Consider the following 21,836-nt stretch of genomic DNA (forward strand, 5'->3'; position numbering starts at 1 on the left):
TCGTCGGGCTCATAACCCGAAGGTCGTAGGTTCGAGTCCTACCTCCGCAATTGGTCCGGTGGTGTAGGGGTTAACATGCTTGCCTGTCACGCAGGAGATCGCGGGTTCAAATCCCGTCCGGACCGTAGTCGAACTCACGTAAAGTGAGTTCTTTTTTTATTCAATATTTAAAACGTTTACATTCTTGTTTGTATTTGAATGTCATTGACTAATCGAACTACTCCTAGGTATAATTAAAAGCGTTGTATATAATATTTTGAATGGAGAATTGGAATGGAAAAGAATGTTTTAGTTACTGAGAATACGGCAAACCCAGCGCCGTTAGGTTTAATGGGGTTTGGTATGACGACTATATTACTAAATATCCATAATGCTGGTTTTTTCCCGATGGACGCTATGATTTTAGGGATGGGGATATTCTTTGGTGGTATGGCTCAAGTAATCGCAGGTATGATGGAGTTTAAAAAGAACAATACATTTGGAACGACTGCATTTACTTCTTATGGATTTTTCTGGCTAGCTCTTGTTGCTTTAAATGTGATGCCTGCAGTTGGATTAGGTGCAGCACCAAGCTCTTTATCTATGGCGGCATTCTTGTTTATGTGGGGATTATTTACTTTCTTTATGTTTATCGCAACTTTACGTATTAGTAAAGCTTTACAAGTTGTGTTTGGAACATTAGCTATCTTATTCTTTTTATTGGCAGCAGGTAACTTTACAGGATCGACTGCAATTTTAACTTTTGCTGGATACGAAGGTATTTTATGTGGTTTCACTGCAATCTATGCAGCAATGGGGCAAGTTATAAATGAGTCTTATGGTAAAGAAATTCTGCCACTAGGAGTTATTGGCGAACATTAATAAATAAAAGCGCTGACGGTTAATCTGTCAGCGCTATTTTTTTGTTTTTTGACAAAAAAACCAGTGAAATAATCACTGGTAGTTATTTTAGTAGATATAACTTAATGCGTATAAAACTGTAAAAATAAGCGTAATACTACTATAGTAATTAATTTTGTTCTGTGCTTGCTCAATCTGATTGGTTATTACTAAAGTAGGTAAGATACTTAACAATGAAAAGAGTATAAACGTAATTTGTACTAAGTAATAAGATGAACTTGGAATCGAGTAATATACACCTAGAACGATTGCAATTAGAGCGAAAATAAATGATATAACTACGCTACTTTTTAACCAAACAGAAATATTTGCTTTAGCTAAGAGTTGCTTTAATCTTGTTAGTTCAAGTTGACTACCTAAATTAAACAGTACCACAGGTACAATTGCGTAAAGTATCGGAGAAGTAATTCCATTAGTTTGAGTATAAAATGCTATAACATTAAGAATGAAGCCATGGAAAAAAACATTTAATAGATAATGATAGAATGTTCCTGTCATGTTATAAGGAAACCATTGTAAATGAATAAAAATCAAATACATTGACAATAGTATATTAATTATTAAATGTTGTTGTAAGAAAAACATTACAGCACTTGCGAGCATAATTACTTCACAAAAATATAGTAGTGCAGCTGGAGCTGCGTTTGACTGCTTTCGTGAGTACTTAATAAAGAAAAAATGCTCAATCAGATGAGCCATTGTGACGATTAGATATAGTAATCCAATATTTAACCATTGGATCTCTGAGGTCATGGTTATTCCAGTAATAAGTCCAAAACTTATAAAAGAAAATGGAAAAACTATTATTTTTATAAGTGGGTGTTGCAAAAACTTAATTAATTGTTTCATTCTGACTAATACCTTTCATTTGAACTTCAGTTTTAAAAAACACATTGAAATTCTTCAATAAAAACTACCTATAATCACTATATTAATGTATAATTAGTAACGTTACAACCAAAAGTTCCCGATAGGGTTCACTTGTCCATCAAGTGAAATTGCCTTGTAACCAAAATTTAATATGGGGGAAAAGGAATGAAAGAGAAAAAGTTATTTACGTCGGAATCAGTTACAGAAGGGCATCCAGATAAAATTGCTGACCAAATTAGTGATGCAATATTAGATGCAATTCTTGAACAAGATCCTTATGCTCGAGTAGCTTGTGAAACTGCTGTAAATACGGGATTAGTGCTAGTTTTTGGTGAAATTACCACAACCGCTTATGTAGATATCCAACAAATTGTGAGAAAGAAAATTGCTGAAATTGGTTATGTAGGTCGTAAATACGGCTTTGATGCTGATAATGTTGCAGTGCTTGTTTCACTAGATGAACAGTCTCCAGACATTGCGCAAGGTGTCGATGATGCTATTGAAACTCGTGGTTCTGATAGTGTTGAAAAGGAAATTGGTGCTGGTGATCAAGGATTAATGTTTGGTTATGCAAATGATGAAACACCGGAATTAATGCCATTACCAATTGCTTTAAGTCACCGTTTGGCAGAGCGTTTGACAGCTATTCGTAAAGATGGCACAGTCGCTTATTTAGGACCAGATGGTAAAACTCAAATTACTGTTGAGTATAATGAGGATGAAACAATTAAACGATTAGATACGATTGTAATTAGTACTCAACATGATGAAGGTATTGAATTAGAACAACTTCGCGCAGATGTTATTGAACATGTTATAAAACCGATAATTCCAAGTGAGTGGATTGATGATGAGACAATTATTTACATTAATCCAACGGGTAAATTTGTAATTGGAGGTCCAGTAGGAGACTCTGGTTTAACTGGTCGTAAAATTATCGTAGATACTTATGGTGGTTTTGCACGTCATGGTGGAGGGGCATTTAGTGGAAAAGATGCTACGAAGGTAGACCGTTCTGCAAGTTATGCTGCTCGTTATATTGCAAAAAACATTGTAGCTGCTGGCTTTGCTAAGCGCTGTGAAATACAGTTATCTTATGCAATTGGAGTAGCTGAGCCTTTATCAATTTCTGTTGATACATTCGGTACTGGAACAATTGATGAAATGTCGCTAGTAAGTGCTATTCGACAAGTCTTTAATTTAACTCCAAGTGGAATTATTAATATGCTTGAATTACGTCGTCCAGTATACAGTAAAACTGCTGCATATGGTCATTTTGGCCGTTTAGAGCAAGGATTTACTTGGGAAAAACTTGACAAAGTTGATGAATTAAAAGCCGTTTTAGCAAGTAAATAATAAAAAGCCTATCAGAGAATTATTGAAATTGCTGATAGGCTTATTTTTTGTATTATGTGTCAACGTTTCTCAACGATTAATACCATTGGTGGATTATTGCGTTGATTAATAAACTCATACTGTAATACTTGAAATTCTTCTTGCGGGAACTCAGTAAGGAAATTGAAAAGTTCTTCTTTCTCCAACTTTCCAGCAGGGTGGCCAGAGTACACGACAATAATAATTTGTCCATGTTGAACTAAACGACGTCTAATTTCCAAGATAGCTTTTTTTGTAGATGATGCTTGTGTAGTAATGTCATGATCGCCACCTGGCAAGTATCCCAGATTGAAGATAGCACCATGAATTTCTACGGTGTCTGGCAAGTAACTAGCTAGGTTTTCATGAGAGTCATTAATGAGTTGATAACTACCGGCGAAGTTATGCGTATTGATTGCGTTCTGACTTAATTCAATCGCTTCTTTCTGTATATCGAATCCATAAACTTTTCCAGTGAAAACAGGATTTAATAGTATCGAAATTAAATCATTTCCTTTTCCAAGTGTTGCATCAATAAAGGTACCGCTTGAAAAACGATTTGTGAGTGTACGTAGTAATTCTTTACTGTAATGTAGGGCTTTTAACATGATAAACTCCTTGATTCATAATTGTTTATAAAAATCTTTTATAAATTTAGTCCTATAATAATTAATATAATATGTTTTGGATAATCACAAAAGTGACTATAATGGCTTAAAACCGCAATGTTACATTAATATTACATTTATTAAGACTAAACAAAAAGAGCGATTTTTTCAAGTAATTTCTGTGAAGTTTTACTATAATAACGAGTGTAGTTACAAATTTTAGGATAAGTTTGTAGAAATTATTTGGAAACTGGGAGGTAAAATGAGTGAATAAAACTAGACAATCAGTCATCGAACGCCGAAATGCAATTAAGCGTTTAGATTCATCAAAAAAACTCATTATTAGAATCAATACAGGACTTGTATTGTTTGCGGCAAGTGCTGTATTAAACCAGTTGGCTCCAGAATCACAGTCAACTACAGTTAATGCTCAAAGCGAAAGATTAAGTCCATCAGACTTTTTAAAGAACATAACGGGATATGCGAAAGACATTGCTGCAAAGAATGATTTATATGCTTCTGTTATGATCGCACAAGCAGCATTAGAATCTGCTTGGGGTAACAGTACATTAGCTCAATCACCAAACTATAACTTGTTTGGAATTAAAGGTGAATACAACGGCAACTCTGTTCACGTTGAAACACAAGAAGATGATGGTTCTGGAAATTATTATACAATTACAGATGATTTCAGAAAATATGACGATTATGATCAATCACTAGAAGATTATGCATCGCTATTAACAGGTGACGATGATCCGTCAAACTGGCGTTATGAGTTTTATTCAGGAACTCGCGTAAGTAATACTTCAACATATCAAGATGCGACAGCATACTTAACTGGACGTTATGCGACAGATACTTCTTATTCATCAAAATTAAACCGTATTATTGAACAATATGGTTTAACTCAATATGATGCAAATGGTAATGTAGTAGAAGAGAAACCAGCGGAAGAAGCTGTACCAGGTGAGACGGTTAAACCAGAAACGCCTTCTACATCAGTTGGTAATTACATTGTAAAAGCAGGGGATTCATTATATAGAATCGCAACTAATCATGGAATTACTTTAAATGCGTTGATGGAGGCTAATAACTTAAGTTCTTACTTTATTGCACCAAACCAAACGTTATTAATACCTGGTGGTACATCAAATAACAATGCAGGTAATACAGTAGAAGAAGAAGAAAATAATTCAGGTTCAGATGAGTCTGGTAATACAGATACTAAGCCATCAACTGGTGGTTCATATGTGGTTAAAGCTGGAGACAGTTACTGGGGAATTGCTAATAAACATGGCATTTCAATTGCTGAATTGCAAAAATTAAATGGAACAACAAGCTATTTAATCCACCCAGGTCAAACATTAATTGTCCCAGGAACATCTAGCGTAACTAATCCAGATTCAAACAATAATAATGATTCAACAAATGGAACTGATTCAACAGAATCAAATACTTCATCTGGCTCTTATACTGTTAAAGCTGGCGAAAGTTTATATGCGATTGCAACTAAACATGGCATGACAGTTAATCAGTTGAGAGAATTAAATAATCTTTCAGGTAGTTTAATTCACCCAGGGCAATCATTAAAAGTAAGTGGTAGCTCAGTTGTATCAAATGAAACAACACAAGAGAATACAACAGACTCTTCGTCATCTGATAATACAAGTACGAACACGCCAAGTAGTACATCTGGAACATACACAGTTCAAAGAGGCGATTCATTATATGCAATCGCAACTAAACATGGTATGACATTGTCTCAATTACAATCATTAAATGGTTTATCAAGTAATTTAATTCATCCAGGTCAAGTATTAAATGTTTCAGGTTCTACTGCAACTGCAACTTCAACTGCTGTTGTTGAAACTCCAGTTGAATCAATTGAATCAACTGTAACACCGACTTCAGAAGTTTCAAATGAAGCTGTTAGTGAAACACCGGTTACAGAAGCGACACCAACCGAAACAGTTGCAACTGGTACACACGTAGTACAAGCCGGCGAAACTTTATACTCTATCGCACAAAAATATGGTGTGGATGTTTATAAGTTAATCGAAGCAAATGGTGGATCTAATGTATTAGTTGGACAAGTAATCAGCTTGAATTAATGCAGTGAATTTGATATATTATTAGTATATAAAAAATGACTTCGTTGGAAGTAGTAGAGTTAGAGACTGTGTAGAGAGCTTATGGTTGGTGGAAATAAGTCAGTAAACTAATTTGAACTCGTCTAACTTGTTTCCTGTTTGAAAAAACTCAGTAGAACAGGACGTATAACTGCGTTAAAGTGAGAGGTTATTGTTACGACAATAACAAATTTAGGTGGTACCGCGATAAAATTCGCCCTATATTGTTTAGTTATGCTAAATAATATAGGGCTTTTGTTTTGAAGAAAATAAATGGAGGCAATTAAAGTGACATATCAACATCGAATAATTGAAAAAAAATGGCAAGAATATTGGGATGCTAATAAAACGTTCCAAACAAAAGAAAGAGAAAATAATCCAAAGTTTTATGCATTAGACATGTTTCCTTATCCTTCTGGACAAGGATTACACGTTGGTCATCCGGAAGGTTATACGGCTACTGACGCTATTGCACGTATGAAAAGAGCTCAAGGCTATGATGTATTACATCCAATGGGATGGGATGCATTTGGTTTGCCAGCAGAGCAATATGCATTAGATACAGGTAATCCACCTGCAGAATTTACTGCTAAAAACGTTGCGACTTTTAAACGTCAAATTAAATCTTTAGGATTTAGCTATGATTGGGATCGTGAAATCAATACAACGAGTCCAGAATATTATAAATGGACGCAATGGATTTTCTCTAAATTGTTTGAAAAAGGTTTGGCATATGAAGAAGAAGTGGCAGTAAACTGGTGTCCAGCTTTAGGAACTGTTTTGTCTAACGAAGAGGTAATCGATGGCGTAAGTGAACGTGGGGGACACCCTGTATTCCGCCGCCCTATGCGACAATGGGTTTTAAAAATTACAGCATATGCAGAACGTTTATTGGAAGATTTGGAAGATTTGGACTGGCCTGAGAGCTTAAAAGCAATGCAAAGAAACTGGATTGGTAAATCAGAAGGTGCAATTGTTAAGTTTAAAGTTTCAGGACATGATGCTACGCTTCAATCTTATACGACACGCCCTGATACATTATTTGGTGCGACTTACTTTGTACTAGCACCTGAGCATGATCTAGTTAAAGTTGTTACAACAGATGAACAACGTGAAGCTGTTGAATCATATGTGAGAGCGGTAGAGACTAAGAGCGAGTTAGAGCGTACTTCTTTAAACAAAGATAAAACTGGAGTATTTACAGGTGGGTATGTAGAGCATCCTATTACAGGAGAATTGCTACCTATCTGGATTGCCGATTATGTACTAGCTTCTTATGGAACCGGTGCTGTAATGGCGGTTCCAGCCCATGATGAGCGAGATTTTGAGTTCGCTTCAGCGCATGATTTACCAATTATCAAAGTATTAGAAGGCGAATCACAAGAGGGTGGAGCTTTTACTGGTGATGGTCCACACATTAATTCTGATTTTATAAATGGACTAAATACCCAAGATGCAATTGAAAAAATGGTTGAATGGTTAAGTTCAAACGATAAGGGATCTCACGAAGTGAATTATCGCTTACGTGATTGGTTATTCTCTCGTCAACGTTATTGGGGAGAACCAATTCCAGTAATTCACTGGGAAGATGGTACGACTACTTTAGTTCCAGAAACCCAATTGCCTGTAACTTTGCCAGAGGCAACTGAAATTAAGCCGAGTGGTACAGGTGAGTCACCTCTAGCGAAAATCGAAGAATGGGTTAACGTTGTTGATCCGGTTACTGGGCTAAAAGGTAAGCGTGAAACACATACAATGCCACAATGGGCAGGAAGCTCTTGGTATTTCTTACGTTTTATTGATCCTGATAATACAGAAGCCATTGCCGATCCAGAAAAATTAGCTAAATGGTTACCAGTTGATTTGTATATAGGTGGAGCAGAACATGCGGTTCTGCATTTACTATACGCTAGATTCTGGCACAAATTCTTATATGATTTAGGCGTAGTTCCTACTAAAGAACCATTCCAAAAACTATTTAACCAAGGTATGATTTTGGGTGAAAATAATGAGAAAATGTCTAAATCTAAAGGTAATGTTGTAAACCCAGATGATGTAGTTAACCAATACGGGGCAGATACATTGCGTGTTTATGAGATGTTTATGGGTCCACTAGATGCTTCGATTGCTTGGAGCGAGAATGGATTGGAAGGAAGTCGTCGCTTCTTAGATCGCGTATGGCGTCTATTAGTTGATGAAGATAAACATACCGTGAAAGAAACTGTACAAAATACAACAAATGATGAATTGACTCGTGTTTATCATCAAACAGTTAAAAAAGTGACAGAAGATTTTGAAAACTTACACTTTAATACTGCAATTTCTCAATTAATGATATTCTTAAATGCCGCTAAAGACCAAAGTGTATTACCAATTGAGTATGCTGAAGGTTTTGTTAAGTTATTAGCGCCATTAGCACCTCATTTGATGGAAGAAATTTGGGAATTACTTGGACATACTGAAAGTTTATCAGAAGCAGAGTGGCCAACATTTAAAGAAGAACTTACTGTTGAAAGTACTATTGAAATTGTGTTGCAAGTAAATGGTAAAGTTAAAACTAAACGAGAAATCGAATTAGATATGTCTAAGGAAGATTTAGAACAATTGGCATTAGCAGATGAAACGATTCAAGCTGAAATTTCAGGAAAAACGGTTCGTAAAATCATCGCAATTCCTAATAGACTTGTAAATATCGTAGCAAATTAAATATAAAGCTACAGCTCTTGTTTAGCATCTTTGAAGATTTATCGTTATAATATGATTAAATCTCAAAGATGCTAAAAAAGCGTAAAGGAGTTGAGAAAATGCGTGATAATTTTAATTCGCAGAAAGAAAAAAGGGATTTAAAAAATCCACCATTATATAAAACTGATGATAACTCATTGTTTGAAACAATTGAATTTACGGCTGAAGATTTGAAAAAGATCCGACAACCAAATAATCAACCGTTAGATAATGATTATTTTGATAGTGATTCAGTAGAACAAGTTATTGATAATAATCAGCATTCATTTAAAGAGGCTGATCAAGATTTGATAACAAGAGAACAAGAGGACGACTCATTATCATCCCAAAAGAAGAAGGGGCTATTAGAGGCGCCAGAAGACAATGAATTTCGATATAAAAGTCCAATCAAAGCGAAGTTAGAAGAAGAGTCTAAACAAGCGATTGAACAAGAAAATGTTGAGTATTGGGATGAGTATGAACGCCAAGAAATGGATTTCTGGGAGCATTCTAGTCCAGTTGAGACCACTGGTCAGAGTGGGGATAAGAAACAACAAACTGAAGCACGAAATAAAGGACAGAAAGATAATCCGTTAAAAAGATTGAAACGTAAGAACGAGATTGATTCAGATACACAACCAACCATTGTTGAACGTGTCAAATCTTTGATTGATGCTAAAGACGCCGTGGAGTTCGATCAATTTCTACAAGATGACCAAGATACTATCGAAAATGATGTAGATTTAGTGGATGAAAGTCTATCGGAAAAGAAAACATCACTTTTTAATCGTGCCAAAAACAAAATAAATCAAAGACGTACACAGTTAAATAAAGAATCTTCATCAACTGAGTTACAAGAAGAAGTATTCAAACAAAACTTTTCGTCAGATTCATTTGTTACGGAACGAGAAATTACAGCTGCACTGGACAAGAATGAAACAAGAAAACTACAATTAGCACAAGAAACTGAAGCAAGTGCAGAGAGTTTTAATAGTAATAAAGATGAGAATGAACTTGTTTTAGATGCTGATAACTCGCCTAAAGAGTCGGAAACACTTCCTGCAATAGAGGTTGCACCAGTTAACAAATTATTTGAAGAGGATTTAAAAACAAGTTCAATTACTTCACCTGAAGAAGAGCTTGTCTTTAATGAAATCGTGACGGAACAGATAGAAAATGAGTCTATTCGTGACGAAGAAGTAGATAGGTTAAGTGAACAAGCAAGTCAGGAGACTCGACGTTTTTCAGAGCCTATTCTAACCGATCAAGTATTAGAAGAAGTATTAGGTAATGATGACTTAACAATTGATGATGCGTTAGAGCAACAATCAGACGGTTTTGTCAAAGGAGCAGCTTGGCTGACAATCGGTAGTGTATTCTCTAGAATATTGGGCGCTCTTTATATTATTCCTTGGAGTACTTGGTTAGGTGCTGAGTATACACAAGCGAATACACTATATAGTGCGGGATATAAACCCTATTCTTTATTTTTGGCGATTGCAACCGCAGGTTTCCCAAGTGCTATCGCGAAGCAAATGGCATTCTATCATTCAAAGAAAGAATACCGTGTAGCGGATAAATTATTTAAAAATAGTATTATTTTAATGCTTGTGAGTGGCGTTATTTCTGGAGGTCTTTTATACTTATTGGCTCCCTCCTTAGCTGCTATGACTTCAACTGATAATCCAGTTGGGGCTACAATGGTAATACGTTCATTAGTGCCCGCGTTATTCATTTTACCGCTTATGAGTATTCTTAGAGGATACTTCCAGGGATTCAATGATATGGTTCCGTCCGCAATTTCACAAATAATTGAACAAATTGCTCGTGTTGTTTATTTACTTGCGGCGACCTATGCAATTATGATGGTCTATCGTGGTGAAGTTACTCAAGCAGTTGTTCACTCAACATTTGCTGCTTTTGTCGGCGCATTAGCTTCCTTAGTTTATCTGGGCTTTTTATACTTTAAACGCTTGCCTATTATTAATCGTCTGAAAGAGCGCTCTGTGGATGCAATCCAGATTGATTTTAAAGAAAGCATGAAAATCATGATGATGGATAGTGTACCATTCATTCTATTGGGGTCTGGGATAATCCTTGCCCAATTAATTGATACCTACACATTCAAACAAATTTTATTACCAACAACAGTGATGCTATTGAGAGAAATTAGTGAACTGTATGGTGCGATGAGTTTAGACGTTGATAAACTTGTGATGATCGTTGTATCGTTAGCAGTTGCTTTAGCGACATCAGTCGTTCCATTAATTACAAGTAAATTTGCGGCAAAAGATGTTCAGGGAACAGGTAATTTAGTTGAACAAATTATTGAATTATTTAGTTTTGTGATGTTACCAGCAGCCATTGGCATGATGGGTGTGTCTAATAATCTTTATGCAATGTTTTATCCGCAAGGACATGTAAGTGGACCAGCTTTATTAGTTACCGGTTCTATCATGAGTATTGCATTAGGTTTATATACGGTATTATCTACTGTATTACAATCGATGAATTTTCGTCGTTTAGCTGTTCGCTTCTTAATGATTGGCTTATTGGTTAAGTTGCTACTTCAAGTGCCATTTGTAGCCTTTTTTCACGCACACGGAGCGATGATTTCAACGACCATTGCATTCCTTGTATCTTCAATTTTTATGTGGATTAAAATTAAACGTGAAGTTAAAATTGATACGGCTAGCTTAATAAATAAAATCGTTAAAATATTAATAGGAACAGTCATTATGGGAATTGCAGTGGCTCAATGGAATAGCTTACTTGACCTAATTATGGGTGATGTAGGCCGCTTATTAACCTTTGTGAAAGTAATGCTAGGTGTCGGTGTCGGTATCTTTGTTTATATGGGAATTATGGGCTTGTTTGGTCAATTATCAATTTTAATTGGAGATAAGTATAAGGATTTACAAGAAAAAATGAGGTTATTTTAACGAGATGAGATTAGATAAGTTACTTTCTCATACTGGATACGGAACGAGAAAAGAAGTTAAAAAATTAATATCAAGTGGTGCTATTAGGGTAAATGACATAATCTGCAAGAAATCAGGGCAAATTATTAATTTGAACGATGACTTGGTGACTGTAATGGGTGAGCCAGTTGTTTATCAGGAATATTATTATTATATTTTAAATAAGCCTGCAGGTATTATCAGTGCTACCGAAGATAATTTTCATGAAACTGTTATTAATTGGTTAGGTCCGGATTATGCACATATGGAATTGTTTCCAGTTGGTCGTTTAGATATAGATACAACGGGTCTTCTGTTATTATCTAACAACGGTCAACTTGCACATCAACTACTTTCCCCTAAAAAGAAAGTGCCTAAAAGGTATGTTGCAACGATTGATGGCATTGTGACTCAAGAAGACATTGAAGCTTTTAAAGCCGGCTTGGATTTAGGTGATTTTATTGCTCAGTCAGCTGAACTTATCATTCATGCTACAGATATAGAAGCAGTCCAATCAGAGATTGAGGTAGAAATCTGGGAAGGCAAATTCCACCAAGTAAAACGAATGTTTGAAAAGGTAGGTAAAGAAGTATTAACGCTACAGCGAATCTCAATGGGACCGTTATGGTTAGATGAGGACTTGGCTGAAGGCGATTGGCGAGAGTTGACGGAAGAAGAAGCACAAGCGCTCGAACCGTATGGTTTTGAGTAGGAATATTTTGGAGGGAGTTTTTTAGATGGTAAATTGGTTAGCAGAAGTAGAACAAAGAAAAGACGCTTTAATTGAGGATTTATTCCGTTTGTTAAAAATTCCTTCAGTAAGAGAAGATGAATTAGCAACTGTAGAAGCACCTGTTGGACCTGGTCCGTTAGCTGCTTTAGAAGAGTTCATGCGTATGGCTGAAGAAGATGGCTTTACAACGAAACAATTCGGACCGTGGGCGGGAAGAATTGAAATTGGTCAAGGTGAACAATTACTGGGTATACTTGGACATGTGGATGTTGTTCCAGTAGGTACAGGATGGGATACTGATCCTTTTGAACCTGTTATTATCGATAACAAAATTTTTGCACGTGGATCAAGTGATGATAAAGGTCCTACTGTAGCAGCGTATTTCGCGATTAAGATTCTAAGAGAACTAGGGATTGAATTTAATCAAAGAATTCATTTGATTATTGGTACTGACGAAGAGAGTGGTTGGCAATGTATGGATTACTATTTCGCCAATGCTGAAATGCCAGACTTTGGTTTTTCTCCAGATGCTGTATTCCCCATTATTAATGGTGAAAAAGGAAATGTTTCAGCGACCTTTACTTTTGACAGTGGTGAATTTTCAACGGGTGATCTACGGTTAGCAAGTTTTAACGCTGGTCTACGTCCTAACATGGTACCACAAGACGCTACTGCTATTGTTAAAGGTGAAAACTTAGAGGCAATTAATGAAGCTTTTAAGGCTTTTGTTAAAGAAGCACAGTTAAAAGGATCGACAGTTACAGTTGGCGATACATTGGAGTTAGAATTAATTGGTAAAGCTGCTCACGGATCTACGCCTGATAAAGGAGTAAATGCAGCTACATACTTAGCTAATTTCCTGAAACAATATAATTATGATCAACAAAGTGCTCAAGACTTCTTACAGATTTTAGGTGATAAACTACACTTAGATTTTGCTGGAGAGAAAATTGGTGTGAATGCGAAACACGAAGTAATGGGTGAATTATCAATGAACGTTGGGATTGCTAACTATTCTATGACAGATGGTGGTAGCATTGACGCTAACTTCCGTTACCCAGTCGGAACAGATCCTGAAACAATTCTAGCAGCGATTGAACGCAATGTTGCAGATTTTGTTGTGTCGGTTACGACAGATGAAGGTAAAGAACCTCATTATGTACCAGCTGATGATCCATTGGTTAAAACTTTACTTGAAGTGTACGAAAATCAAACTGGCGAAAAAGGTTTTGAAATGACAATTGGTGGCGGAACTTATGGTCGTTTGATGCCACGTGGTGTTGCATATGGTGCGTTATTCCCAGATTCAGTCGATACGATGCATCAAGCTAATGAGTTTTTAGCTGTGGATGACTTATTACGTGCGACAGCAATTTATGCTGAAGCGATCTACCGTTTAACGCGTTAATATGGTAGAACACGAAATCATTCAGTCTCGTCAGAATACTAAAATCAAGTTATGGCGAAAACTGTTAACAGCTAAAGGACGAAAGCAACAAGGACATTTTCTGATTGAAGGTACTCATTTAGTGGAAGAAGCTTTAAAATATGCTCAACGTTTTGTTGAATTGCTTGTGACACCTGAGTATCTAGAGTCATCAGAATGGTCTTTATTGGCAAAATATTTGCCAGTAAATCTTCAACCAGTTCTAGTAGCTGCTGATGTATTAAAATCATTAAGTGCTACTGAAACACATCAAGGAGTCATTGCTGTGTTGGATTTACCGAAAAAAATTGAGTCTTGGCAACCTAATGGAAGTAAATATTTACTTTTAGATAGTGTACAAGATCCAGGTAATTTAGGGACCATGATTCGAACTGCTGATGCAGCTGGTTTTGATGGTGTTTTACTAGGACAAGGAACCGTTGATGTGTATAATGATAAAGTTTTGAGAGCAACACAAGGGTCTATTTGGCACTTAGAAGTTATTAGCATCTCATTAGATAAAGCTTACGATGCACTAAAAGCAGTAGCTATTCCTATTTATGCGACTGCACTGCATCAAACTGCAATTGAATATCAATCAATTACAGAGACTTCTAAAGCCGCTATAGTAATGGGGAATGAAGGTGCTGGTGTGGCCCAAAAGTGGATTGAATTAGCTGATCAAGCGATTTATATTCCGATGCCTGGTCAAGCAGAATCATTAAATGTTGCTGTAGCAGCAGGGATTCTTATGTTTAAATTTGCAAGTTAAAGGTTAGGGAAGATATCTTATGGATATCTTCTTTTTTTGATGTAAAGGGCTTTTAATTAGTTGAAGAATCATCAGAAGTAATTGTATTTTAGGTTTAGCTTCGCTCACCGGGTTTGCTTGCCATGGCGGCGGTCGCTTTCAAATCCTCACTGACGTTCGTGCTTTTCCAGCTCAATCGGCTAGGCTCTGTCTACTTCGCTTTGCTTATAGTCAGAGCAAGCTGCGCCGATTACCCTACATGCCGCTATAGGCAAGCAACCCGGTGAGCTCCGCTTATAGAGTTTTAAGGGTTTGCTTGCCATGGCGGTGGTCGCTTTCAAATCCTCACTGACGTTCGTGCTTTTCCAGCTCAATCGGCTAGGCTCTGTCTACTTCGCTTTGCTTATAGTCAGAGCAAGCTGCGCCGATTGCCCTACATGCCACTATAGGCAAGCAAACATGTGATTGCCTATAGGTTTTGTGTGGTGGTGAGAATACAGATTTATATCGTATTACTGACTGTTGAAGAGTATACGATTATTTTACATTTTTAATCACTGCTCAAAATTGTTTTCAAAGTTTCAAAGGAATTATTAAAAATGGTTTAAAATGTACTGATTACACTATTTTAGATGCATGAGTGTGTTATTATTGGAAACAGTTAGACAAAAGTCTGTATTTTGAAAAAATAATCGGACTTATCAATTTGAACGAATAAAATTATAATAAAATCAAATTCTGGGGGAATACACGGTAATGGCATTAAAGTGGCAAGAGGATAAAGAATATCTTGAATTAATCGAAGATTTAATTGAACATGAAGATGTAAAGAGCCTAGAAAAATTCGTACATCATAAAGTGACAAATCGTTTAGCACATTCTATTTCAGTATCATATAGTAGTTTTTGTTGGGCTAGACGTTTGAATTTGAATACTAGAGCAATCGCACGTGCGGGCTTGTTACATGATTTGTTTTTCTATGAATCAGAAACTAAGAATGAAGTTGGCGGACGTGGCCATAACTATGAACATCCAAGAATTGCTTGTGAGAATGCCATGAAAATTACGGAGTTATCTGAATTAGAACAAGATATCATTTTGAAGCATATGGCGGGTACTACTTTAGATGTTCCGAAATATCCAGAAAGTTTAATTGTTACATTAATGGATAAACAATGTGCAATTCAAGAGTGTGCAGGTGGATTTAAGAAGTTTATTGCAAAACATGTTAATCGAACAAAAGAATTGGCTTTACAATTGGTAGCAATTCAACCTAATTATGAGTCTTATTTAACGTATCAAGGCGTTGACGAACGTGAAATGTAAGGTTATACTTAGAGTTCAATACAATAATCACGTAATTATAAAGCGATGATGAAATCAATACTAAATGCAGTAAACAGGGAAATTTAGCTAGACTGAAACTAAATTATGTAAGTCATTTATTATGTTCAATTTCGGAGCTTATCTGTTAAGAAAATTATATTTTCGAAAAGGATACCGCAAGCCACGGTTAATGGCGCTGAGTGCTTATTTAGGGGGAACTTTATTTAAGAACGAGGGTGGTACCACGATGATTCGTCCCTTTTTTAGGGGCGTTTTTTTGTATTTAAAAATGAATAAATAAGGAGATATACAATGACAGTTTCAATACAAGATTTACAAGCAACTATTGAAGCAATTATCACAGATGCCCAAGCAGATATTGCTGTGGCTAACTCGACAAAAGAGTTAAACGATGTACGTGTTAAATTCACTGGTAAAAAAGGTGCTTTAACGAGTGTTTCAAAAGAAATGCGTAATTTATCACCAGAAGACAAGCCAAAATTAGGTGAATTCATTAAAGAATTCCATAATGTGTTTAATAAGTATTTTGAAGAGAAGAAAAATGATTTAGCCACTAAAGAATTAGAGGCTAAGTTAGCTGCGGAAACCATCGATATTTCGTTGCCGGGGCGTAAACAAGTAACAGGTGCTCGTCATATTATTACACAAACGATGGATGAGATTGAAGACCTATTCCTTGGGATGGGTTACCAAATTATTGAAGGTCCAGAAGTTGAATTGGATTCTTATAACTTCGAGAAAATGAACTTGCCTAAGAATCACCCGGCTCGTGATATGCAAGATACGTTCTATATTACAGAGGATATCTTACTAAGAACACATACGTCACCTGTTCAGGCGCGTACAATGGAACAACACGATTTTGCGTCACAAGGACCATTAAAAATGATCAGTCCGGGGAAAGTGTTCCGTCGTGATAGCGATGATGCGACACATTCTCATCAATTTCATCAAATTGAAGGGTTAGTAGTTGATGAGCATATTACGTTAGCTGACTTAAAAGGTACTTTACTACAATTTGCGCAATCCTTATTTGGTAAAGAACGCGAGATTCGTTTACGTCCAAGCTACTTCCCATTTACTGAACCATCTGTTGAGGTAGACGTAAGCTGCTTTAAATGTGGTGGTAATGGCTGTAACGTTTGTAAGCAGACAGGTTGGATTGAAATCTTGGGTGCGGGTGTAGTACATCCGAATGTATTAGAAATGTCTGGGATTGATTCTTCTAAATACAGTGGTTTTGCATTTGGTTTAGGTCCAGATCGAGTAGCCATGTTGAAGTATAATATCGATGACATCCGTCATTTCTACCAAAATGATTTACGTTTTCTAACGCAATTTAAAGGAGGCCAAAATTAATGTTTTTATCTTATGAATGGCTCAATGATTTTCTAGATTTAAGTGATTGGTCAGCAGAAGTGATTGCTGATAAAATGTCACGTACTGGTATTGAAATTGAAGGTGTCGAAAATATTGGTGCTTCATTATCTAACTTAGTAATTGGTCAAATTGCTAAATTAGAAGCAATGCCTGATAGTGATCATTTAAGTATTACACAAATTGATCTTGGTAATGGTGAGTTAACACAAATCGTATGTGGTGCGCCAAACGTTGAAGTGGGTGCTAAGGTAATTGTTGCAGTACCAGGTGCAGTATTACCAGGGGACTTTAAAATTAAGAAAGCTAAAATGCGTGGTCATGAATCAAATGGTATGCTATGCGCCTTACAAGAACTAGGTTTTTCAGATAGTGTTGTTCCTAAAAAATATGCCGACGGAATCTATTTGTTACCAGCAGATGCACCAGTGGGAGCAGATGCGATTGAGTATCTAAAATTAGACGATCCTATTTTAGAATTATCGATTACGCCTAACAGAGCGGATGCTTTAAGTATGCGCGGTTCAGCCCATGAAATTGCGGCAATTATTGGACAAACACCTAAGTTTGATTTGACTACTGAATATCCAAGCGTTACGGATCAAAGTCTGTTAGACGCTATTAAAATTGAAGTGGCAGATGCTACTTTATCACCACATTATCAATTGAGATTAATTAAAGATGTAAAAATTAAAGAAAGCCCAGTTTGGCTACAAATGCGTTTAATGAAAGCTAATGTAAGACCAATTAACAACATTGTAGACTTAACGAACTACTTTATGATGTTATATGGACAACCGTTTCACGCTTTTGACTTTGATACATTGGAAAGTTCTACAATTAAAGTTAAAGCAGCGGTTGATGGCTCTAAATTTACAACATTAGATGGTACAGAAAGAACTCTATCTGAAACAGATACATTAATCTGGGGCGGAAATCAACCAATTGCCTTAGCAGGTGTTATGGGTGGTTTGGACTCAGAAGTAACAGACTCAACGACGAACGTTTTACTTGAAGCAGCTATTTTTGACCCACAAAGAGTACGCATGACGTCGAATAAATTTAACTTGCGCTCTGAATCAAGCTCTAGATTTGAAAAAGGAATTAACCAATCAACTGTTGAAGAAGCAAGTGAACAAGCTGCAGCTTTAATGGCAATTCTTGGTGAGGGTCAAGTGGTTCAAGGCTTTGTAGAAGAGAAAAACATTAAAGTAACAGATACCCAAGTACGTGTACCATTTGCGTTAATCGCTGACAAAATAGGCATCACAATCGATCAAGCTGAGCTACAAGAAATAATGGACCGACTAGGTTTTGAACTAGCTTTCGAAGGCGATGATTTCATTGTAACTGTACCTCCACGTCGTTGGGATATCAGTATAGAAGCGGATGTTTTAGAAGAAGTTGCGCGCATTTATGGCTATGACAGAATTCCAACAACTCTACCAACTGTACCAAGCACACCAGGATTATTAACGGATCGTCAGCGCTTGATCCGACAAACACGTTCAATCAGCGAAAGTTTTGGTTTAAATCAAGTAATTAGTTATGTCTTAACTTCACCTAAAGAAGCTAATTTAATTAAATCTGAAGATAAACCTTTAGTTGAGTTATCTTTACCAATGAGTGAAGATCGTTCTGTGTTACGTCAAAGTATGTTCCCAGCATTATTAGAAATTACTAAGTATAATAATGCTCGTCAGAATAAACCTTTAGCCTTTTATGAAACTGGGAAAGTGTTCTTTGGACAAGCAGATGGATCTCTACCTACTGAATCAGAACGTTATGCGATTATGATATCTGGACAAGCTCAGACAGCGTCTTGGTATGAATCAGCAGCTCAATATGATTTTTATACCTTGAAAGGCATGGTTGAAGGTTATTTTGATGCAATTCGCTTAGGTGATGCTATATCATTTGAAGCAAATTCAGACATTGATGTAATGCATCCAGGGCGTACGGCTAAAATCTACCTAGGATCTCAAGAAATTGGATTCTTAGGTCAGGTTCATCCTACAATTGCGAAAGAATATGATTTAGATAATGCGACTTTCTATGCTGAAATTGATTTGAGTTATGTCGTATCAATCGATCGTGAAGCATTAGTTCAAACGACGATACCTAAATTCCCTGCGACATCTCGTGATTTAGCGCTGTTAGTTTCAACCGAAGAAAAACATGCTGACTTAATGGAGATTATCGAAGCAAATGCGGGTGAATACTTAAAAGAAGTAGCTTTGTTTGACTTATATAAAGGTCAGAATATTGCTGAAGGTAAACAATCATTAGCTTACCATCTAACTTTCCAAAATCCAAATGCAACATTAACGGATGTAGAAGTAAATGAAGCGATGGACCGAGTGACTAATGCATTAAAAGAAATCGATGATTTAGAAATAAGATAATAGTTATTAACCATAGGTGTTAGTGAGTCTCAAGCTTGCTAGCACCTTTTCATTTAAAACTACAATGAGGAGTGATAGTGGTGTCTTATCAAGCGATTGGATTTGACTTAGATGATACACTTTATGATCGTTGCGAGATTTATCGTAAAATATTTACGGTGATGCAAGCAGCAGTGACTCATTTAGAAGTAGATTTTGAGACATTTTATCCTATATATTTAGATTATTCAGATGCTGAATATGAACTGTTTATTCGTCATGGAAAAGAAAAAGAAGCTTACAGAAACGACCGAGTGATTGCTACTTATAAATACTTCGGAAAGAGCATCAATCAAGATGCAGCGATTACGTTTAATGCATTATATTTGTACTTTAGAGATGAATTAGAGCTAAGACCAGGTGTCAAGATGCTGTTAAATTATCTTAAACAGCAAGAGATTAAAATGTTTATTTTGACGAATGGACCGAGTGTTGAACAAAGAAATAAATTGCATCAGTTAAAACTGGAAGAATGGATTCCAGCATCTTGTTGGTATATTTCGGATGAGCTAGGTTACAGTAAACCCGATGTAGATATATTTAAATTAGTAGAACGAGATTTGGATGTTGAGAACATATTATATATCGGGGATGACTATCACAATGACATTATCGGGGCTCAGAGTGTAGGGTGGAAAAGTTTTCATTTAGCTAAACAAGTAACTAAATATTCATTGGCTACTCAAACTGTAGGAAATTTTGACGAAATTCTTTCAGTGTTGAATAGAGTCTAAAGTAATCTTTAAATTATGTTTAGCATTGATTTAACGAGGTTTATAATTCGATCAGCTTATTGCCTTTCCAAGGTGGTGCTCGCTTTCAAAGCCTCACTGATGTTCGTGCTTTTCCAGCTCAATCGGATATGATCTGTCTACTTCGCATTCTTTATTGATAGTCAGAGCAAGTGATTCTATTCTTAGCGATGGGTTGTCCTTTATACCGCTGTGGAAACTAATTCGCTAAGTATTCCAACTCAAGTAAAGCGGTATAATCAAGTTAAAACTGCTAAGCAGAATTTATTGGCCTAGGATAAAAGTCTGATGTTATCTTATACAAATGATTTATGAAAAATATATGAATAATTAAAGCGAAATTACACCAAAAGATGCAAGCTTTCATCTTTTTTGGTAAAATATACAAGAATCGTTGAATTTGAATTGAAGATAGTGAGGGAAGTCAATGGATAAAAAACGAAGATTTAAAGCAAAAATTGCGGGTAAAGATTATACAATTGTTGGATCACTTTCAGCAACACAATTGAATACTGTCGTTGATCTAGTTAACCAACAAATTGAACAATTGACGGAACTTGCACCTGAACTTACTAACGCAGATCGCTGTGTCTTAATGGCTGTAAATGCAATTTCTGACCAATTAACCAAAGAGAAACGCATAGTAGAACTTGAAGAAGAGATAGCTAAACTAAAGAATGAACCTGGTCCAGATAGCAACGTAAAGGATAGTAGGTCGAGACCAACACTTAATGGGCGTTCTACAAAAGGGATGATTGCTGAAAGTAATCAGCAAACTCAAACTACTGCCTCATTGGAAAATTCAAATCAACCATCACAAGGCAGAATGGAGCAAGTAGAGTTTCCATTTAGACGAAAGTAGGGATTTTCAATGTTAACAATTTTAATTATTATTGCACTCGCGATAGGCTTTTATATGGGGTATCGACGTGGTTTAATTATGCAAGGTATTCGTTTGGTCGGCTATATTATAACCTTTATATTAGCAACTAAATATTATGAGACAATTTCAAATTATATTGAAATGTTAATACCTTTTCCGGCCGTATCTCAGGGAAGTAATTTAGCATTCTATACAGAGTCTGAAAGCTTCTTACTAGATAGAGCTTTCTACAATGCCATTACCTTCTTATTAATTGGTTTAGTAGGTTGGCTAGTGACTAACTTTTTAGCAATGTTTTTTACAAGAGTTACCTATTATGAAGTTTTAAAACACGTTAACTATGTTGGAGGCGGTTTAATTAATGCCTTAGTAACGTATGTTATTATTTTTATTTTTCTGTACATATTATCCTTAATTCCAATTGAATTCATACAACAACAGTTTGTTGATAATCCGATTGCATTCTGGATAGTCGATCGAACACCATTTCTTGCTGATTTCGCGAAAGATATGTGGATGCAAGTGGGAATGGGGAGTTAAAAAATTTACCTAAAG

General features: G+C 36.1%; 16 protein-coding genes, 1 tRNA gene, 1 riboswitch and 1 other annotated feature. Of the genes, 15 read left to right on the forward strand and 2 right to left on the reverse strand.

Annotated elements, in window-relative coordinates:
- Positions 1 to 52: 52 nt before the first annotated feature.
- Together GF867_RS02075 and GF867_RS02080 are read left to right on the forward strand one after the other, a co-directional pair.
- A tRNA-Asp gene (locus tag GF867_RS02075) sits at positions 53 to 125 on the forward strand.
- Between the two features lie 148 nt (positions 126 to 273).
- Positions 274 to 861 (forward strand): acetate uptake transporter, encoded by a 588-nt coding sequence (locus GF867_RS02080; protein ID WP_153831468.1) that lies wholly within the window; start codon positions 274 to 276, stop codon positions 859 to 861.
- An 87-nt stretch (positions 862 to 948) separates the two neighbouring features.
- Here the strand turns inward: GF867_RS02080 and GF867_RS02085 are convergent, their stop codons facing one another.
- The gene (locus GF867_RS02085) at positions 949 to 1,653 is read right to left on the reverse strand and encodes a hypothetical protein (RefSeq protein WP_153831469.1); all 705 of its coding nucleotides are present in this window, start codon (positions 1,651 to 1,653) and stop codon (positions 949 to 951) included.
- A 193-nt stretch (positions 1,654 to 1,846) separates the two neighbouring features.
- A riboswitch (SMK box riboswitch) is annotated at positions 1,847 to 1,938 on the forward strand.
- Here GF867_RS02085 and metK point away from each other — a divergent pair.
- Complete coding sequence (gene metK, locus GF867_RS02090) at positions 1,936 to 3,126, forward strand: methionine adenosyltransferase (RefSeq protein WP_153831470.1); 1,191 nt, start codon at positions 1,936 to 1,938, stop codon at positions 3,124 to 3,126. (Overlaps the previous riboswitch by 3 nt.)
- Positions 3,127 to 3,185: 59 nt before the next feature.
- Here metK and mnmM read toward each other — a convergent pair whose 3' ends face one another.
- Positions 3,186 to 3,752 carry a tRNA 5-(aminomethyl)-2-thiouridylate-methyltransferase MnmM gene (mnmM, locus tag GF867_RS02095; RefSeq protein WP_153831471.1) on the reverse strand — a complete coding sequence of 189 codons (567 nt, stop codon included), beginning with the start codon at positions 3,750 to 3,752 and terminating at the stop codon, positions 3,186 to 3,188.
- A gap of 266 nt (positions 3,753 to 4,018) precedes the next feature.
- Here mnmM and GF867_RS02100 point away from each other — a divergent pair, with 266 nt between their 5' ends.
- The 12 genes from GF867_RS02100 (at position 4,019) to GF867_RS02155 (ending at position 21,821) form a co-directional block, all read left to right on the forward strand.
- Positions 4,019 to 5,866, forward strand: coding sequence for a muramidase family protein (locus tag GF867_RS02100; protein WP_153831472.1), 1,848 nt, complete (start codon positions 4,019 to 4,021; stop codon positions 5,864 to 5,866).
- A 32-nt stretch (positions 5,867 to 5,898) separates the two neighbouring features.
- Positions 5,899 to 6,109, forward strand: a binding site (T-box leader).
- Between the two features lie 63 nt (positions 6,110 to 6,172).
- Entirely contained in the window at positions 6,173 to 8,590 is a 2,418-nt protein-coding gene (gene leuS / locus GF867_RS02105) for a leucine--tRNA ligase (protein WP_366927723.1), read from the forward strand.
- Positions 8,591 to 8,688: 98 nt separating this feature from the next.
- Positions 8,689 to 11,550 (forward strand): putative polysaccharide biosynthesis protein, encoded by a 2,862-nt coding sequence (locus GF867_RS02110; RefSeq protein ID WP_172973931.1) that lies wholly within the window; start codon positions 8,689 to 8,691, stop codon positions 11,548 to 11,550.
- 4 nt (positions 11,551 to 11,554) lie between these two features.
- A complete protein-coding gene (locus GF867_RS02115) occupies positions 11,555 to 12,280 on the forward strand; it encodes a pseudouridine synthase (RefSeq protein ID WP_153831475.1) in 726 nt (241 codons plus the stop codon).
- 25 nt (positions 12,281 to 12,305) lie between these two features.
- Positions 12,306 to 13,709: a dipeptidase PepV gene (pepV, locus tag GF867_RS02120; RefSeq protein WP_153831476.1), complete on the forward strand. Its 1,404-nt coding sequence runs from the start codon at positions 12,306 to 12,308 to the stop codon at positions 13,707 to 13,709.
- A 1-nt stretch (position 13,710) separates the two neighbouring features.
- Positions 13,711 to 14,499: a TrmH family RNA methyltransferase gene (locus GF867_RS02125; protein WP_153831477.1), complete on the forward strand. Its 789-nt coding sequence runs from the start codon at positions 13,711 to 13,713 to the stop codon at positions 14,497 to 14,499.
- 735 nt (positions 14,500 to 15,234) lie between these two features.
- A complete protein-coding gene (locus tag GF867_RS02130) occupies positions 15,235 to 15,804 on the forward strand; it encodes an HD domain-containing protein (protein ID WP_153831478.1) in 570 nt (189 codons plus the stop codon).
- A 312-nt stretch (positions 15,805 to 16,116) separates the two neighbouring features.
- Positions 16,117 to 17,184, forward strand: a complete 1,068-nt coding sequence (gene pheS, locus GF867_RS02135; protein WP_153831479.1) for a phenylalanine--tRNA ligase subunit alpha — start codon at positions 16,117 to 16,119, stop codon at positions 17,182 to 17,184.
- Positions 17,184 to 19,607, forward strand: coding sequence for a phenylalanine--tRNA ligase subunit beta (gene pheT, locus GF867_RS02140; protein WP_153831480.1), 2,424 nt, complete (start codon positions 17,184 to 17,186; stop codon positions 19,605 to 19,607). The genes pheS and pheT overlap by 1 nt, the downstream gene beginning before the upstream one ends.
- An 80-nt stretch (positions 19,608 to 19,687) precedes the next feature.
- Entirely contained in the window at positions 19,688 to 20,380 is a 693-nt protein-coding gene (locus GF867_RS02145) for an HAD family hydrolase (RefSeq protein ID WP_153831481.1), read from the forward strand.
- 445 nt (positions 20,381 to 20,825) lie between these two features.
- Entirely contained in the window at positions 20,826 to 21,260 is a 435-nt protein-coding gene (locus tag GF867_RS02150) for a cell division protein ZapA (protein ID WP_153831482.1), read from the forward strand.
- A gap of 9 nt (positions 21,261 to 21,269) precedes the next feature.
- Positions 21,270 to 21,821 carry a CvpA family protein gene (locus GF867_RS02155; protein WP_153831483.1) on the forward strand — a complete coding sequence of 184 codons (552 nt, stop codon included), beginning with the start codon at positions 21,270 to 21,272 and terminating at the stop codon, positions 21,819 to 21,821.
- Positions 21,822 to 21,836: the final 15 nt, after the last annotated feature.

The organism is Fundicoccus ignavus (genome assembly GCF_009659375.1).
GTDB classification, from domain to species: domain Bacteria; phylum Bacillota; class Bacilli; order Lactobacillales; family Aerococcaceae; genus Fundicoccus; species Fundicoccus ignavus.

Bases quoted from the DNA above. Each gene is read 5' to 3' on its own strand.
- GF867_RS02080 (WP_153831468.1), top strand. From the start codon at position 274: ATGGAAAAGAATGTTTTAGTTACTGAGAATACGGCAAACCCAGCGCCG.
- GF867_RS02085 (WP_153831469.1), bottom strand. From the start codon at position 1,653: ATGACCTCAGAGATCCAATGGTTAAATATTGGATTACTATATCTAATC.
- metK (WP_153831470.1), top strand. From the start codon at position 1,936: ATGAAAGAGAAAAAGTTATTTACGTCGGAATCAGTTACAGAAGGGCAT.
- mnmM (WP_153831471.1), bottom strand. From the start codon at position 3,752: ATGTTAAAAGCCCTACATTACAGTAAAGAATTACTACGTACACTCACA.
- GF867_RS02110 (WP_172973931.1), top strand. From the start codon at position 8,689: ATGCGTGATAATTTTAATTCGCAGAAAGAAAAAAGGGATTTAAAAAAT.
- GF867_RS02115 (WP_153831475.1), top strand. From the start codon at position 11,555: ATGAGATTAGATAAGTTACTTTCTCATACTGGATACGGAACGAGAAAA.
- pepV (WP_153831476.1), top strand. From the start codon at position 12,306: ATGGTAAATTGGTTAGCAGAAGTAGAACAAAGAAAAGACGCTTTAATT.
- GF867_RS02125 (WP_153831477.1), top strand. From the start codon at position 13,711: ATGGTAGAACACGAAATCATTCAGTCTCGTCAGAATACTAAAATCAAG.
- GF867_RS02130 (WP_153831478.1), top strand. From the start codon at position 15,235: ATGGCATTAAAGTGGCAAGAGGATAAAGAATATCTTGAATTAATCGAA.
- pheS (WP_153831479.1), top strand. From the start codon at position 16,117: ATGACAGTTTCAATACAAGATTTACAAGCAACTATTGAAGCAATTATC.
- pheT (WP_153831480.1), top strand. From the start codon at position 17,184: ATGTTTTTATCTTATGAATGGCTCAATGATTTTCTAGATTTAAGTGAT.
- GF867_RS02150 (WP_153831482.1), top strand. From the start codon at position 20,826: ATGGATAAAAAACGAAGATTTAAAGCAAAAATTGCGGGTAAAGATTAT.
- GF867_RS02155 (WP_153831483.1), top strand. From the start codon at position 21,270: ATGTTAACAATTTTAATTATTATTGCACTCGCGATAGGCTTTTATATG.